At 61.5% G+C, this 16,282-nt stretch carries 15 protein-coding genes; 10 read left to right on the top strand and 5 right to left on the bottom strand.

Annotated features, from left to right (window positions below; translation table 11 throughout):
- The first annotated feature begins 1 nt into the window (after position 1).
- Genes F3J18_RS01805 through F3J18_RS01780 form a run of 6 tightly spaced genes read left to right on the top strand, consistent with a single transcriptional unit; the run spans position 2 to position 7,232 of the window.
- A complete protein-coding gene (locus tag F3J18_RS01805) occupies positions 2–1,330 on the top strand; it encodes a hypothetical protein (RefSeq protein ID WP_166910990.1) in 1,329 nt (442 codons plus the stop codon).
- A complete protein-coding gene (locus F3J18_RS01800; protein ID WP_166910988.1) occupies positions 1,317–1,895 on the top strand; it encodes a hypothetical protein in 579 nt (192 codons plus the stop codon). The genes F3J18_RS01805 and F3J18_RS01800 overlap by 14 nt, the downstream gene beginning before the upstream one ends.
- Positions 1,892–4,288, top strand: coding sequence for an ATPase, T2SS/T4P/T4SS family (locus tag F3J18_RS01795; protein ID WP_166910986.1), 2,397 nt, complete (start codon positions 1,892–1,894; stop codon positions 4,286–4,288). Before F3J18_RS01800 ends, F3J18_RS01795 begins: the two co-directional genes overlap by 4 nt.
- The gene (locus tag F3J18_RS01790) at positions 4,285–5,418 is read left to right on the top strand and encodes a type II secretion system protein (protein WP_166910984.1); all 1,134 of its coding nucleotides are present in this window, start codon (positions 4,285–4,287) and stop codon (positions 5,416–5,418) included. The genes F3J18_RS01795 and F3J18_RS01790 overlap by 4 nt, the downstream gene beginning before the upstream one ends.
- Positions 5,419–5,429: 11 nt before the next feature.
- Complete coding sequence (locus tag F3J18_RS01785; RefSeq protein WP_166910982.1) at positions 5,430–6,023, top strand: type 4 pilus major pilin; 594 nt, start codon at positions 5,430–5,432, stop codon at positions 6,021–6,023.
- Between the two features lie 9 nt (positions 6,024–6,032).
- Positions 6,033–7,232: a hypothetical protein gene (locus F3J18_RS01780; RefSeq protein ID WP_166910980.1), complete on the top strand. Its 1,200-nt coding sequence runs from the start codon at positions 6,033–6,035 to the stop codon at positions 7,230–7,232.
- An 861-nt stretch (positions 7,233–8,093) separates the two neighbouring features.
- Here F3J18_RS01780 and F3J18_RS01775 read toward each other — a convergent pair.
- From F3J18_RS01775 to F3J18_RS01755, 5 genes are all read right to left on the bottom strand, one after another.
- Complete coding sequence (locus F3J18_RS01775; RefSeq protein WP_166910978.1) at positions 8,094–9,128, bottom strand: CAP domain-containing protein; 1,035 nt, start codon at positions 9,126–9,128, stop codon at positions 8,094–8,096.
- A 595-nt stretch (positions 9,129–9,723) separates the two neighbouring features.
- Positions 9,724–9,918, bottom strand: coding sequence for a hypothetical protein (locus F3J18_RS01770; RefSeq protein WP_166910976.1), 195 nt, complete (start codon positions 9,916–9,918; stop codon positions 9,724–9,726).
- On the bottom strand, positions 9,905–11,107 hold the full coding sequence (locus F3J18_RS01765) for a FlhC family transcriptional regulator (RefSeq protein WP_166910974.1): 1,203 nt from the start codon (positions 11,105–11,107) through the stop codon (positions 9,905–9,907). The genes F3J18_RS01770 and F3J18_RS01765 overlap by 14 nt, the downstream gene beginning before the upstream one ends.
- A gap of 50 nt (positions 11,108–11,157) precedes the next feature.
- Entirely contained in the window at positions 11,158–12,393 is a 1,236-nt protein-coding gene (locus tag F3J18_RS01760) for a hypothetical protein (protein WP_166910973.1), read from the bottom strand.
- A gap of 230 nt (positions 12,394–12,623) precedes the next feature.
- Positions 12,624–13,325 (bottom strand): nuclease-related domain-containing protein, encoded by a 702-nt coding sequence (locus F3J18_RS01755; protein WP_166910971.1) that lies wholly within the window; start codon positions 13,323–13,325, stop codon positions 12,624–12,626.
- 424 nt (positions 13,326–13,749) lie between these two features.
- On the opposite strand from F3J18_RS01755, the gene F3J18_RS01750 reads away from it, so the two are divergent.
- From F3J18_RS01750 to F3J18_RS01735, 4 genes are all read left to right on the top strand, one after another.
- Positions 13,750–14,112, top strand: coding sequence for a hypothetical protein (locus tag F3J18_RS01750; protein ID WP_166910969.1), 363 nt, complete (start codon positions 13,750–13,752; stop codon positions 14,110–14,112).
- Between the two features lie 112 nt (positions 14,113–14,224).
- Positions 14,225–14,674 (top strand): hypothetical protein, encoded by a 450-nt coding sequence (locus F3J18_RS01745; protein WP_166910967.1) that lies wholly within the window; start codon positions 14,225–14,227, stop codon positions 14,672–14,674.
- Positions 14,675–14,676: 2 nt separating this feature from the next.
- Positions 14,677–15,504, top strand: coding sequence for a hypothetical protein (locus tag F3J18_RS01740; protein WP_345891673.1), 828 nt, complete (start codon positions 14,677–14,679; stop codon positions 15,502–15,504).
- Between the two features lie 9 nt (positions 15,505–15,513).
- Entirely contained in the window at positions 15,514–16,068 is a 555-nt protein-coding gene (locus F3J18_RS01735) for a single-stranded DNA-binding protein (RefSeq protein WP_166910963.1), read from the top strand.
- Positions 16,069–16,282: the final 214 nt, after the last annotated feature.

Below are 16,282 nucleotides of genomic sequence, written 5' to 3'. Positions count from 1 at the left end.
CATGATGCACATCACCGAACCACTGCCCACCGATAAGCGCGCACGCCTGGTGTTTGGCATCGACTGGCGGGCCTACCCGGCGAAAGGGGGAAAAGCCGAGCGTCGTCGCTACACCGACGCGTTCAACGCGACGCACTTCCTCGAGTTCAAGGTCGGGGCCGAACTGATCGGCGGGTTCGCCGAGCCGGACATGTCAGAGATCAAAGGCACGCGCCTGTACTCGGGTGCGGCCCGCGTCGCATTGCATGATCGGATCAAGTCCCGGGCCGCCGCTCTCGTGCTCCTGCAGGACGGTTCGCGCGTCTACATGGTGTTTGTGGTGCGCGGAGCGGTCCGGAGCGACGAGGTATTGACGCCAGAGAGCGCGCAGTCGCGTCGTCTCGAGATTGAACAGGAGTGCCTGAAGAGCAACCTCTCGCTCGATACGCTGGGCACGGGCGACCGTATCGGCGACATCGACGAGCCCTTCCAAGCGAGTGAGTTGCTCGCGAACCGGAAGGTCGGGCTCCTTCGGCGGCCACCCATTTCCTTGCCGACCGCCATTCCGGTGGTCGTCATCGTGGCGGGCGTCTTCTTCGGCGTCCCCAAGATCGCGGACATGCTTTCGCCGCCGCCGCCGCCTCCGCGGGCACCGACGTTCGCAGAACAGTACGCGGTGGCAGTACACGACGCGTTTGCCAGGCCGCAGCCGCGTGCCTCCGAGCTCGCGCCGGCGCTGCTAGCTGCCGTAGGTGGAAAGGATCTGGTGAGAAAGGGGTGGCTGTTTACCGAGGCGAACTGTCCCTCTGCGGGGTTCTGCACGATGACGTTTCGCCGGAACGGTGGCACGTTCGCGGGCTTCGACCAGGCCGCGACGGCCGATATGCGCCCGCTGACTTTCGCGCGTGACGGCCGCACGCTGGCCTCGCGTGGGCCTGCCATCCCGAAATCAGCTTCTCTGATGGAGCGTGAGTCGGAAAGTTGGCCGGACGAGCAGACTTTTATCGACATGCTACAGACGCCGCCGCAGCGGATGTCGGTTCAACCCCTCGACCTTCGATCCTACGGCTACGTCGTCAATCTTGGCGAAGCGCGACCGTTGCTCGCCGCGCCGGGTATGGGCGAAGGGGGGCGCGCCGCGCGGTTGCTCAAGCAAGGCGACTGGACGATCGAAGGTTTCCGCTGGCAGACGCAGCTACTCGCGAAGCTGCCCCCCAACATGGCGCTCCAATCCCTGAAGGTCGAACTGCGCCTGAATGAGGGTGCACCAGCGACCACTAACAAGGAAACGGGTGATTCGCCGTATGGCGTCCACTTCACCGCGAAGGGCAAATACTATGTCTTTGATTAGGTACGCATGCATTGCGGTGGGCTTCGGTATCGCCGTTTCCGCGCACGCCGATCCGGCTAGCGCAAACCTATCGATCGACGACATCGATCAGTTGGCCCGGGCGAATGTCGTCCGGAGCCTCGGCGGAGGGGCGACCGGTCCCGGCATGTTGCCCCCGGGCGCCATGTTGCAGCCGCAGCCCGGCATTGCCGCGAGCGGAGCCGCAGTGGGCACGCCGGCGAAGCCGGTCGAGAAGGCGATCCGCGCGGCGCGCGCGCATGCTGAACCGGTTGCTTTCCTCGGCGCGTACAACGACGAAACCGGTGCACACGTCCTGTATTCCTTCCACGACGCAATCTATCCTGCGCGTGTCGGAGCGACGCTGCTTAACGGGTGGTGCGTCAAGGGTGTAGAGGGCTATGCGGTGACGGTAGCCGAAGGCAAGCGCACGTGGAAGGAGCCGATTCGCGGCATGGCGCCAGTCCAATCTCCGGCGGCAACTGCGACTCGTTCGCTCGTGGATCTTGGGTCTCCGTTGCCTGCCGGCGCGCCGCTGCCGGGAATTCCGCTCGGAGGTGCGCAATGAGTTTCTTCGCGGAAATGGAGCCCCAAGAACCCGCCAAGCGCAGCCTGCTCGGCAGGCTCAAGGCGTTGACGGCGGGCTTCACGGACAGCTCGTCGTCTTCCTCGATGCCGATCGTTGGTCGCGAGCCAATCGACGGGGGCGATGCCGCGGTGGCTGCCGAGCTGCAAGGTGATCGGGAGCCGCGCTTTAAGCCGGCGACCACGCTGGTGAATCCTCGGCGCACGAGCCAGGTTCAACCGATGACGATGGGCATGATGCTGCGTCGCGCGCAGGCAGAGGCAGAAGACGTCGCGGTCATCGGCGAGGATAGCGGTAGGGAATGGCCTGCGGAAACTGAGAAGGGCGTGGGTGGCCCGCCGGTGCAGCGACCCGTTATCGACGTCGTGACGCCGGCTGGATCGGGAGCGACTGCCCCCTTTGCTGCAGTGACTGGGGACATTCCTCCTGCGCCAACGCCTGAAGCGGAGCCGCCGATGGACCAAGCAGCGGCTCCGGTGGCTGAAGTGGTCGGGGATGTCCCTCCCGCGCCAACGTCCGAAGTCGAGCCGCCCGTGGACCAGGCGGCGGCCCCGATGGAAGAGAGCGCTTGCGCCTCCGAGGAGCCAATCGAGTCGATGCATGCGGACACTTGGCCGGACGCCGAGCCGACTGCGCAGTGGGCATCGGGCTACGACGTTCCCCCGACCGTCCGGCGAATCGGGACCGACGTTGCCGAGGCGCCGGAGGTTCCGGTCGAGAGTGGTCGGCCACGTCTCGTTCATGCCGAGTCGCTCAACTTCAAGCGGGTGTTGTGCCAGCGCGATGAAAATGCGGCGCTGACCGTGACGGAATCGGCTCGGCGTGAATTCATCGCAGTGGAGCTGCAGGCGGGCATATCGATTGTGGTGGCCACCTCTCGTTTCCACGAGAGCCAGCTGTATGCGACCTATCTGAAGGACCTTGCGCGCGCGGACATTTCAGTCCACGAGGAGATGGTCGCGGATGAACGGGTGATTGCCTCGCTCTACGGCCGGGAGAAGCAGCGAGCGGCGTCCGTGGTGCCGGAAGCGTCCCGAGCGATCGGGTTGTTCCGGGACGTGATCGAAGCTGCTCACGCGTATGGATCGAGTGACGTGCATTGGGAGTACCGAGATTTCTCTGACGACGTCGCGCTGCGTTTGCGTGTCGACGGTGAGATGTACTCGTATCGAGAGTTGCCGAAGCCGATGGTCCGGAAGGCACTGTCTGCTGCGTATCAGGATCTCGTTCAGCGGAATACGAACTCAGGTGAATCGTTCCAAATGTCGGCACCGCAGTCCGCCATGATTCCGCTGGTCGCGCATACTGACATCGTGAACATCCGGTGGCAGAGCTCACCGCTCGTCGGCGGGTTTGACGTTGCGCTCCGACTGCTCGATGGGAACTTCAAGCGTGTACGCGTGCTCATGCCGTCCGAAATGGGCCTCGAGGCAAGCCAGATCGATATCCTCGAGAGCCTTGGGAAGGTAACGGGCGGCGCGACCTTCCTGACCGGCGAAACGGGGTCCGCGAAGACCACGCTGCTGCGCGCCATGTCGTATCTCGTCCCGAACCGCGATCGCATCAAGCAGTTCGCCGTGAATGAGCCTTCCGAGGTGCCGGCTCCTTGGCTGTCCGATATCTCGATTCAGCGGCGGCCGAACGAGTCCGAAGACGACGCGAATCGAAAAATCGTAGAAGTGATCCGGACGCTGATGCGGATGGACCCCGACGACCTGACGATCGGCGAGGTGCGCGATTCGGTCTTGGCCGGCCTGGTCGCAGAACTTGCGCTCACCGGGCATCCGGTCCGCGCGACCCTCCACGGTAGCGGCATCATCGGCGCAGTGATGCGCCTGGTCGGCGGCCGCTTGAAGTTGCCGATGGACGAAGTGGCATCGGGGAGCTTCTTGAACGCCGTTGGCAACCAGAAGTTGATTCCGAAGCTCTGCCCGCATTGCAAGCGCCCCGCACGCGATGTCCTGTCGCCCACGCAGATCACGACTCTCGAGGGCAAATTCGGGCTCGACACGTCAACGATGGCGTGCCGAGATGAGGATGGTTGCGAGCATTGCAGGCGTCCCGGGCTGTTCACGCGCGCCGGCAAGGTTGCCGCGGGCATCAAAGGGCAGACGCTTGCGATGGAGCTGTACCGGCCCACACCTGAGTTTCTCGCGTGCGTCGCGAAGCGTGACTGGAGAGGCGCGGAGTTGGTATGGCGGACGAGTCGAGCGACTGATTTCGCCAACGCGGATATGACGGGTAAGACCGTCTACGAGCATGCGTTGTACAAGGCATCGCAAGGCCTGATCGATCCGAGATTTATAGACGAATCGATGTGCGCATTCGACGCATACCAGCTGTCTCCAAGTGCGTCTGCCAGGAGTGCGACGTGATCAAGGGGCTCGTCTATAGCATCTTCAGGACGCTCCCTCCGAAGGAACGCTTGCGCATTTCAACATGGCGGTTCAAAGCGATGCGGGAGATGTTCTATCGCGAAACCCGTCTCGATGTCGCTAAAAAAGGCCTCCGTAACAGCGAGACACTGCTCGAGCGATTGGATACGCTCGAGCAGCGCCATCGATCGCGGAAAAACTTGTCGTGGTTGGCGTTCCAGAAGATCGCCCAACGCATGCGCGCCGGCGACGATTTTGCGACCGCAATGAAACCGTTCATCCCGAACGATGAATTCGTGCTGCTTGAGCTCGCGAGCGAATCGCCTCGCGATGATGCGGCGATTCGCGGGCTTGAACTCGCCGAGATGGCGGCACACGCGAAGGGTGTGTTGTCCACGATGACCTGGGTGGAGATGGCGTATCCGGCCTTCCTGCTTGTCTATCTCTACGCGTTCTGCGTGCTTTTCGGCTCGGAGATTTTGCCGGCGACGCTGGATGTCAGGCCGCTCGAAAGATGGTCGCCGTTTGGCAAGTTCGTATATGCCTTCGACACGTTCTGCGCGGACTACTGGTGGCTGACGAGTTTGGTGGTCACAGGAATGGTTCTGGGGTACTTCCAAACGCTGAAGCGATGGACGGGGACGGTTAGAAACAAGGTCGATGCGATGCCGCTGATGTGGCGCAATCGCCGGGATTTACGTGCGGCGTTGTTGATTGTCTCGCTCGCTGGTCTGTTCGACTCGGGCTTAACGCTGCGCGCGGCGCTCAGCAAGCTCGAGAGAGCCGCGGATCCGTGGATGCGTTGGCATCTCCGGCAGATGAGCAGGCGGCTGACCGCCCAGCCTGACGAACCGATGCAGGCGCTGGATACCGGCATCTTCTCGGAGACGACGATCGACATCCTGACAGACGCAGCGGGCCGAGATCAGTTCGTCGAGTCGGTGAAGAGTCTCGGGCACAGCTCGCTCGGGCGCGTCGTCGAGTCCGTTCGACGCAATGCAAAGGTCACGCACTACGTGCTGCTAGGCGCGGCAGTCCTGGCGTTCCTTGTCTTCGGCCTGGGCTCGTACTTTGCAACGGGGGCCGTCGCTTTCGACGGGGCCTCTACCTCAATCAACCAGAAATACTAGGAGCCGTACTGATGAAAGGGACTAACAAGCCGCAACTCCGCAAACGCCCGTACTTCGGGAAGAGTCTCAAAAAGCAGAAGGGTGAGCTTTCGCTCGTTGAAGCCGCCGGGGTGATGGCGGCCGCGGCGCTGATTGCGCTGGCCGTCTACATGGGCCGTGGGTTCCTGATGGACCGAATTCATGCGCTCCAGTTCAAGAGTGAAGCGCAGTACTTCCGCAGCGGAATTCAGGACGCCACCGCGGCGGAGGTCGACTTCTCGGCGGTCACGATGCAGTCCCTGACATTAAACCGGGCATTCGATACGGCAGGCCGGCGACTGAACAAGACGTCGGGAGCGCTGACCGGGCTGTTCGGCGGTGCCGTCACCGCAGCCGCCGCCACGGTGACGGCAACCAATGACGCGATCGCGGTGACCTACCCCACTCCGGCAACGGTCTGCGCGTTGGCGGCCGACACGATTGCAGCTACCTACACGCAGGTCAAGGTGAACAACACGACGATTTCCGGGCCGAACACGACGTACGATTCGAACACGGCGGCGACCGCATGTGCTTCGGCCGGCGCCACCGCGAATATCGTCATGTACGCGACGAAAGACAATTGAGGGCCAGCGATGAGCCTCATTGAAGCCGTGATCGTGCTCGTCGCCGCGGCGCTGCTGACGTTGCAAGGCATCCAGCGGGACGTCGTGCAGCGCCGGCACGACGTGTTGAGCGTCGAAGGGCAGAACGAGGCGGTGATCAATGCTGCGTTGTCGAGGTGGGTAACGGACAAGTACGGAACGCTGGTGGCGCAGATGGTCGGCGACAGGTCGACGGCGATAACACCGCCCACGTTCGCGGAGCTGCGCGCTGGCGGCTATTTGAAGGCTGACTACGCGGCTGGCCCGTTTTGGGGTGGCAGCTACCTGGTGCAGATGAGCGTCGGGCCGGACGGCTGCTCTACCGGTTCGACGTCGTGCCAGGTGAGCTACGTCTTCTACTCGTCGAAGCCGGTGACGAGGCTCGGCCAGCCGGACGTCGCCGGCGCGGGGCTGGTCGCCCAGGCGGCAGGGGCGGCCTTCGGTTTCTCGACGACGCAAAATGCGACTGTTGTTCGAGGTCTCAATGGCGCGTGGACCGCAAGCAATCCGGTGCCTGGCGCGCCCGCGGCGGTAGTGATGGCGACAAACGGCCCTTCGTCGGACGGCAATTCAGTGTTCATCCGCCGGGACGGTTCTCTGAAATGGACTGGGAGCCAAGACGTCAACGGCGTCGATCTGCACAACGTTGGCAGCATCGATGCCAGCGGGACGATTGCAGCGCCGACGCTCGCCGCGTCAAACGTTGCGGTCAGCAACGCAGTGAGGTCGCCCGGGACGCTGGCCGTCCAGACAGCGGATGGCTCAGCGCCGGGGCCAATCTCGACCGGCGATAGCATCGTGAACGGCCAGCTGCAAGTGACGCAGACGATCATCCCTGGCGCGATCGCAACGCCACGAGCCTCGTGCCCGGTCAATGGCGCGATCGCGCAAAACAGCGACGGGCGTGGCCTGCAGTTGACATGTATGGATCACGTGTGGCTGCCCACGGGCGGTCCGGCGCTTCGGCAAGGTTACTTCATGGTCCAGAACGGGTGGGGTGTTCCGGCGCCCAACTGCGCGACCGGCGGTACCCCGCAGATCGTCTTCAGTCCGGTGAGCTTCTATGTGGATCCGACCGCGACAGTGAATGTTTCAGCCTCGGGCAGCGGCCCGTGGACAGTGTTTATCACGGACGGCAATGGCAGCGGGATCGGCGGCACGGCCGTCGTTGAAACCTATTGCTCGTATTGAGGGAGAAGGAAGTGAAGAGCTGGATGAGGTGGGTAGTGGCGGTTTTATTGTCGATCGGCGCGACCAGCGCATTCGCGGACGGGTCGTGCCAGCCGGGGTTCGGACTTCGTTCGTATCCGTACTACGACAAGGCTGGTGCGTATATCGGAATGCGTCAGGCATGCGCGCCGATCCCATGCACACCAGGCTACCAGGACTCGACGTGTGCGACGCCTTTGCGCAATGGGGCGATCCCTCAACCGCAGTGCCAGGCAGGCGCAGGCTGGACGACCGTGTCGGCGTCCGTGTGGCAGGGCTCGCGGTGGTCTCAACCACAGTGCAATTATTCCGCTCCGCCGAGTTGCCCGCCAGGTTTCGACACGATTGCGGGGTCTTCGTGGACCGGTGTGAGTTGGACCCAGCCGACATGCACGCCGCATGTGACTCCCCCCCCGCCAATCACCGACCCGAATCAGGTCTGTACGGCTGTGGCGAACAACTACACGCTAACAGCGGCGGACATGCAAAGGCTCAATTCGGCCAGTCAATCGATAACGAGCAACGCTCCGTTTCGGCAGGCGACCGCGTGGCAAGACTGGAGCACTATCCCAGGCGTAAATCCCAATTGGCCTTATATTTTCGGCCCCCGGGGTGACAAGGTGTTCACGGGCAACTGGACCGGGCCGTGGTACAACAATCAGAATGCATGCAGTCAGCAGAATATTTGGGCTGTCCTCTGCTTCATCAATCCGGCAAACGGCGCGGTGGACACTTTGTCGGTAAGTCCGGCGGGTGCGAGTAGTGGTCAGTGCAATCACTAGTAGCCGGCAAGCAATAAAAAAAGCGCCCGCGTGGGCGCTTTTTCTTTGTGGTGACGCCGAATCAGCTGCCGGCGTTTGCGGTTGTGAAACTGGCTGTCCGCGAGAATGCTTTGCCGTTGATCGTGCCCGTTACTGTTGCGCTATACGTCGTGTTGGGCAGCAACGGCTCCGTTGGATAGGCCACGGCCTGGTACTTGCCAAGCAGCTTGTTCGGGTCCGTATCTGAATTGAGGATCTGGACGGCCACTGCTCCCGAAGGCCCTGTAACCGACGCGGACTGGATGACGACCGTGTCGGTAAGGTTGCCCATCACGGGCATTGGTGTTCCCCAGCCGGACGAAGAGACGTTCGGGGGTGTCGGAATTTCACCGATACCGCGGTAGGGAACGCCGGACACGCCGTCGCACGGGAACATCATCGGGCTATTCTGGATGGGCTGTGTCTGATTGCTATACATGCTGATCGACTGCCACGACTCGGTAAACGTGAAGGATCCGGAAGCGGCTTGAGTCTCGAACTCCCCGAAGCCCGCGTTGTCGACTGGGAACGTGGCAATGACCGCGTGGTAGGCACCACCGAGAAGCGCGTTCACGAACTGTTGACCAGCGAGCGGAGCGTTGAAATTGCTCGTGAAGACAGCGTTGCCTGCGCCGCTCGCGCCAATGCCGATGGCATTGCTCGGAAACCCGGCCAACACCGCGCGATCAGTGTAGCTGGCAGCCGTGTAGCCTTGATTCCCCGATACTTCGGTGTCAGTGACGACGCCGTTGAGGCCGATGTACTTTGCATGGTTTTGCGCAGCTTGATCAAGCACCGTGTTTTGCTTGAGCGCCGGGAAGCCGCATTGAGTGCGGTACTGGTTCAGCAGGTTCAGTGCGGCGAGCTGCGCGCTGCCGGCAGGATACTGAGCGCTGTCGAGCGTGCCCGGTACGGTCGTCGATGGGGTGCCAGGGTTGGACGGATTCTGGTTGTTGCTGCTCGATCCAGTGTTCGAGCTGGCGCTGCCGCTGTCACCACCGCCGCCGCCGCAGGCTGCGAGTGCGAGAACGGCTGCCGCGGAGATCGCCGAGACGCTGATGGTCGTAAACTTCTTCATATTTGGTCCTCGAATTGTTGTTGGGGCGCGCACCTTGCGAGCCCTTGAATCCATCCTATCGGCGCGGCGGCAAAGTCAAGTTCGCGCGGCCGACGGCCCAGTCTTCGAAATGGCTAGGGCGAGCCCAAAAACCGCCAATTCTAAATTACGGTCAGATTTCGCCGCACTTAATGGCGATCGGAAAAAAAATCCCGCCATCGGGCGGGAATTGAGCTTTGGTGATCATCTTGCGCGCCGGCGCCTCCAATGGAACACCCGCAAGCCCAGGAAAATCGCGCCGAGCAACATTGTCGACTTGTAGGGCATCGCTAACGACACGACAGGAACGACTTGAGCCCCGACGTACATGCACGTAAGTGCGACCAGCACCTTCCCGAACCACGGCCTGGTAAGCATGGCGAGCGCCCTTGGGGGTTGGCTCCCGATCCACGAGGGGTATGCTTCGTTGGCGCGCTCGAGCTCGAATGTTTCGGCTTGCCTCTGTCGCTCGACCCGATAGAACCGTTCGTAGCGCTCGAATCGCCCGTCTCCGCGGCCGGCGAGCCAGGCAGCGTTGCTCTCCGCAACGAGGTAGGCGAGATCGTCCATAGTCTGGCTAGTGGACGCTAAGCGCGGCCCAAGGCATCGCGGCGCGTACGTCGACGATGACCTTTCCATCCGCTTCGGAGTAGTACTGCGCGGTTTCGGCGTCGTACCAAGCGAATTGCGGCCGGTGATCCGCGTTGATGACTATCACGCTGGAGGGCAGGTCCGGCAGTGCACGCCCCGCGTGATCTTTACTGTGCTTCATTGCGAACCCTCGCTTTGGCGCTCCGGCGTTTCAGTCCAAGCTGTCCCGTGCAGGCCGGACAGTCGAAACTATGGTGCATCTCGATCTTCGTCTCGTTGTTACTCACGAGATATTCAGTTCGGCAGGTGCGGCACGGCGCGATCGTGAGGCGGTTGTCTGCCGCCATTGCACGTGTCAGGTTGCATCCGCGGTCGACCGAAATCGCGTGCTGGCCGCCGAAGATCTGCTGGTAGACGTCGTTGGTCGCGATCAGCGCTTGCGGCGCGTTTGCGCCGGCGGCGAGTGCCGCGCGATATAGCCAAGTGAAGATCGTTCCGTGCAGCCGGTTGGTCGGCGCTTCGACGAACCACGTGAGCGAGTTGGGCGTGTTCCCGCACGGCGAGCTGGTGCCGTGCATTTCGAAGAAACGTTGCCGCATTGCGTTCTGATTCAAGCGGAACAAGCTGGCCGCTGTCGAAGCGCGGCACCCGTATGCCATCAAGGCGCTCGCGTAGGTTTCGTTCTTGTCGCGTGGCAAACGCAACTCGCTCCAGCCGGCCTTGCCGTGTGAGCTGTTCATCCTGATAGGCGACGTCGCCATGATCTGGTGTGCCACCATCTCGTCGGTCAGCTTGCTGGCCGTGAACTGATACCAGAACGTCGGCGAGTTGAAGCGCCAGCGGAAGAGCGGCAGGCCATTCATTTTGCCGAGTGCGATTCGCAGCTTGTACGTTGGCACCGACACGAGATAGGAAGCAACCTCGGTGGTGATCCCGAGAAGGGGCGCTGCCAGCACGCTGATGTGGATGACGCTCGTGACCAGGTCAAGGAAGATCCGGTTGTAGTGCTCGACGGACAGCTTGGCGAGCGCGTCAAGCTCTGGCAGTTTGCGAATCAATTGGTCAACAGCGAGGGTCGTTGGTGTGTCGTCGACGAGACATCGCCAATCTTCCACGGACTCGAGTGTTGGGGCGACCATCAGAAAGGGCGCGCGCAGCAGATTTCGCAACGACTCTTCGTTGTTTTTAACGTGATCGATCTCTTTGCGCTCGACGGCCAGGATGTCGTTAAAGGCGCCATCCATTTCAAGTAACCATCTCATCTGGTCGACCAGGTCAAAATTGGTCTCGCGGATGCGATCGGCCAACCAACTGGGTACATACAGTCGTTCAATCGATCGATAGGTCTCTCGCGAATTCTTCTTTTCCATTCTTTTTGTCTCTCTTCAACTACACAGCATTGCTTCGTGGCCCAAACTTATCAGGCGCGAGCGGCCGCCATCACCTCGCCATGGAACTTGCCGATCAGGTCGCCGAACGCCTCGAACAATGATTTGAAGCGCGCGCGATTTCCGTCTGCGGTGGCGAGCAGCTGAGCGCTGTGATAGTCCTGAACGAAGGAGCTGAAAGAGTCGATCAGTCCTCGGATCTTCTTCTCCAGTACCTCACCCGCTTCGATTGACGCTTGGTGCTCGCGCCCCCGGGCTTCGAGATCCGAAAGCCGCCCTTTGGCTTCTTCAAGCTGGGTGCACGTTGCCTCGAGCTCGGCAAGCTTATCTTTCAAGGCGTCTTGGAGGTTCGTATAGGATTCCGGCAGTGTGGGCACCGGTACTTCGGTCTTCACCGGACTCGACTGAAGCTTGCTGACCTCTGCCGTGAGTTGCTCGATTTCGCGTTCTTTCGTAGCGATCGTGTGTTGCAGCGTGCTCACCTGTCTACCAGTTGAGGCCAGCGAAACCTGGGTCTCCTGCGCTTTGGTCTTTTCTCGGGCCTGCTCTTGCCGGACGCCCGTCAGTTCTGCCGAGAGGCGGTCGATTTCCCGCTGAGCGTCGTCCAAGCGGCCTACCGTTGTTGCCAGCTGCGACGTCGCCTCTTCAATGCTGTTGTCCTTTCCGGCAATCTGTTCCTTGAGCGTCGCGATGAGTGCGCTGACTTCGCTCTTGGTGAGTGTGGGGTCCTCACGCTTGGCGTCAATCACCTTTCCGACGATGTCGTCGCCGATATGATTGTGGACGAGCAAGGACATGTCGCTGATCGTCAGTATTTCGACCGCGCCGATGTTGTTCGAGAATTTGTTGTAGCACCGAATGTACAGGCTGACCGACGACTTCGACTTCCGGAACAGCTTGGTGAGAAAGGCGTAGACGATCTCGGCAGCCATGTTCCGAACCTGTCGGGTATCGCCCATCGTGCTGACGTAATGCCCGATCACGGAGGCATGGATGTGTGCGAAGTTGCCGCCGATGCGCATATGCTCCTGCAGGATCTTGCGCGTGGAATGCGCGACTTCCTCGGTCTCGTGGATGATGTTGCGAACGAGGGTTTCGGGCAGCTCGCTGAAGTGTTCGCGGGCGGCCGTGCTGAGTTCGAGCTTGTCCGGGACATGGGCGAAGGTCGCGGGAAGATCGAGGTCCGTCCCTTCGGACGTGGGATTATCGGGTACGGTCGGGTTGAAGCCCTCGTCGTCTTCGGGCGTTTTCGGCGATTTCTTGGACAAAGCTCTCTCCAGCTGATTGGGGCCTTCCCTGGCACGGGTTAGGCAGTGAAGCGGACCAGCGCATGGCCCGTCCTACGGAGTCGACACCTGGGGGTGTGCACCAGCTTACGCGGCCCTTTTCGGCGTCATGCCTGGAAAGCTGCACGAAACAATGTGTCTTTCGTAGAAATAACGCGCTTCGGAAACCTGCAACCAAAAGTTACAGGTTGATATGAAATGTAAACTGGCGGTCATAGGTTTACGGATGAATTCCTGGCAACTTTATAGCGATGTGCCAAAAGAGCCGATCCGGTCGGGTCGTCGACGCTCAGCCGGCGCACAACGTTCCAGGCGGCCAAGACGTTGATGTTCGGGGTCCGCGATCTAACGTGGCGTTCTCGCTGCGTCCGCAGCCAGTATTCGAGGTCCCGAAGCGCCACCAAGCTGAGCGGTAGCCCAGCGGAGAGGGTGCAGGCATCGTGGGAGAAGATGCCGAGGCCTTGCACGCTCCACGTCGCCGGCAACGTGCCGCGCAGGAACGCGACCTTTGCTCGATTTTGGCTGATGGGAGAGCGGCGCTCGTCGAGCTCGCCCCCGGGAAGGTGGCAAATGACCTGATCGGGCGTCCGGCCGGGCAAGATCGCACCGGCCCAATTCTTCGTCTCAATTAGAAAAATGCCGAACGGGGTGATCACGAGGTGGTCGACCTCTGCGGTCGGAAATTCGCTGCCCGGTGCATGAAGAAGCAGAAGCGCGGTGGGGTGAACGTAGAAGTCCGAACCGCAGATTTGGGCGAGGATTCGGCGCAGCTCCGCGTTCACGCGCGCCTCGCCTGCCTCGCCCGATGCCTGGGCGCGCGTTACCGGGCGTTTGGATTGGTGGCGCGTGTGGGATTGGGTATACCGCTTGTATAGTGCCCATGCGCCGCAGAGAAGGATGATTGACCAGACCATGTGGATGCGTCCTATGTGTTGAAGTGACGCATCCAGTCTGCCTCGGGTTATTCGAAGTCAAGTTCCGGAGAAAGCTATACGATTTTCGGTAGCATTCGCGGTTTTGCCCCTCAACCGGTTGCGTTGTGGTTGTGTGGCCAAAGCTGTACTTGATTGGCTAGCATTCCGCGGCCGCCCCCGCAGCAACGCGGGATACCCTGCCTTTAATTCGCGTTCCTGACGCATCGACCTATCTGAGCCCACCGGCTCTGTCATCTCGCGGCCAGCCCGCAACTTCCTTTCAATCGGCCTTGAGCGATTTCGTGCGCTGACCACCTGGTCGCGGACGAAAGCGCTTCGCGCCGATTTCCTTGCTCGCCCCGAGCATCGAAACCACCGGACACCGTCCGGGCATCCAACTGTTCAATTTTCTCTGGAGAGAAGCATGTTGAAGTCCCTGTTCCTCGGCGCGTTTAAATCGCCCGGCAAGTTCCTCGCGCTGTGTTTGGCGCTCTATATCGCCGCGCACTCGATCATCGTCACCGTGTTCGCGGTCGTGGCAGCAGTTGGCTATCTCAAAAGCAGCTCCAAGAAAGAGCCGCAGTCGCGCGAACGAGATAGCGCCGATGGTCGGGAATTAGACAACGCTCCGCAACAGGTGGAGCGCAGTCAAACTGGACCAGCACGTTCCAACGTGAAGGTCCCGCCCGCCCCACAACGCCAGTACGCGAAGTCCGCTGTCGTCATCCCCCTGAAGGCTAGGTCGAGCTCGACCAGTGCGCAGTCAATGAAGATGGGCACGAAGTAAGTCGCCCCAGTCCGGCCGTGTGAAGCGATTCGCACGGTCACCCCATCTCCCACCGGGAACCACGTTCCCGGTAAGGGGAATGAGGTGCCCGGTCGTAACCCGGAGCACGCTCATGGAACCACAAGTGGCTGGTTGGCAGCTTGACATCTTTGGCAGCGCATCGCCGATTTTCAACACTCCTGTTAAACCCGAACCGCTGCCGCACCCCGACCTCTGGGAGCCTCATGTTCGGGAGAAGCTCGCTGAGGCGGTCGTGTTTTTCGCGCTCGACAGCAGGCATAGCGACAACGTCCCCGAGGCGTTGATCGATTGCGCGGAGATTCTGCATCATCGGATGTGCAACCGTCCGGTCGACAAGGACGACTACTACGCGACGCTCGGCTGGATCATGGAGCTTTGGACGGGAGCGATTCCGTACCAGGTCGTCTGTGCCCTTGGTCGTGTGCGTCCACGTGCGATGCAGGATGCGATCCGCGACGTGCCCCTTCTCAACTACGATTTCGATCGGCTCAAGCGTTGGTGCAGCGGTCAACTATCGCTGGAGGGGCAATGGGCGGTGTAGCGATGTTCATCACACGCATGCTCGCGCAGGCGTTTCCTGGTGGCCTTCGCGACTCGACTGCACCCTCGTCGACGTCATCCGGGCCAACTGAACGAACGGTGGGCACGGGCGCGTCCAACGAGACGTTTGTGACGATCGGGGGGGTAGCCCACCTGTTCGTCGACGAGGGCGACTGTGTGGTCGAGTTCGAACCGGCTTTCGACGAGACGCCTGGCGACACCATGTTCGGTACGAAGATCCTGCCGGCGTTGGCGCCGCATTGGGCGTTGATCCACGAGCACTCGGCTCCGCTGAAGGACGCAATCGCAACTGCGATTCGCCGTGAGAGCTTGCCGACGTCTACGGTATCGTCTCCCGCTTCTACCCGTGCTTCTACCCCTGCAGTCCCGCTTGCGCGGGTGCTCCAGTCGGTGGATGAGCCGCAGCCGGCAGTTCCTGCCGAACGCGAGCGGCACCGCGCACTGCCGGCGAGAGAACCCGGTCGGTTGGGCGGTCTGCGTGATGCCGGTGGTGACGTAAGCCACTCAGCTGCAGTCAAAGGTCGGATTACGTCCTGGGGCGAGGAAGAGTTCCCCAATCGGCGCCCAGGCGGGCCTGACACCTATAAGTCTTTCGCCATGCACCTCGATACGCGTAACGGAGCTCGGGTACTCCAGGGCGAGGGCCTGAAAGATGCGATCAACACGTGTGGGTGCAGCGTTGGGGACATGGTCTCGGTGAAGCGCCTTCGCAAGATCAAGGTCGCTGCATTTGGAGACGACGGTTCACCCATTATGAAAAACGGCCAGCAAGTCATGTGGGACAAATGGCTGTGGTCAATTACTAAGTAGGAGTTCTGAATGGCATCTGTTAACAAAGTTATCCTCGTCGGTAACCTCGGCGCCGATCCCGAAGTGCGCTACCTGCCGAGCGGCGACGCGGTGGCAAACATCCGTATCGCGACGACCGATCGTTACAAGGACAAGGCCACCAACGAGTTCAAGGAAGTGACCGAGTGGCATCGCGTGGCGTTCTTCGGCCGGCTCGCCGAGATCGTCAACGAGTACCTGAAGAAGGGCTCGTCGGTGTATATCGAAGGGCGCCTGCGCACGCGCAAGTGGCAAGGGCAGGATGGCCAGGATCGCTATTCGACGGAGATCGTCGCTGACCAGATGCAGATGCTTGGCGGCCGCAGTGGCGCGGGCAGCAGCAACGGCGGCGACGACGGGTTCGCCGGCGGATCCGGTGGTGCCCGTGCTGGTCAGGGCGACGGCCGCGGCCGCGACACCGCGCGCGATGGTGGCCGTGCCTCGAGTGGTGGAGGCACGCGCAGCAGCGGTGGCGGCTCCAGTCGTCCGAGCGAGTCGGCCAGCGGTGGCGGCTTCGAAGAACTGGATGACGACATCCCCTTTTAAATCCGACCCTAAGTAAATGTTCGACGCAGAGTTGATCCCGTAAAGGCTCACCGCTGCGCTTTCTCTTCCCGTTTCTTCTCACCTTCAGCGTGTGGCGCGCCCTCGGGCCCGCCACACGTTGCCTTCCCCCCCTCCCGCATCGCCCTGTTTCGTCGACGTTGCTGAACCAAGCCGGCGCCCTGACGCGCGGCTTCGTTGAGCAAGCGTTTCTGCG

Origin of the sequence: Burkholderia sp. Ax-1720, assembly GCF_011753035.1 — a bacterium.
In the GTDB taxonomy this organism is placed as follows: domain Bacteria; phylum Pseudomonadota; class Gammaproteobacteria; order Burkholderiales; family Burkholderiaceae; genus Burkholderia; species Burkholderia gladioli.
Note: the sequence above shows the minus strand (reverse complement) of the source record. Positions and strands in the feature narration are given on the sequence as shown.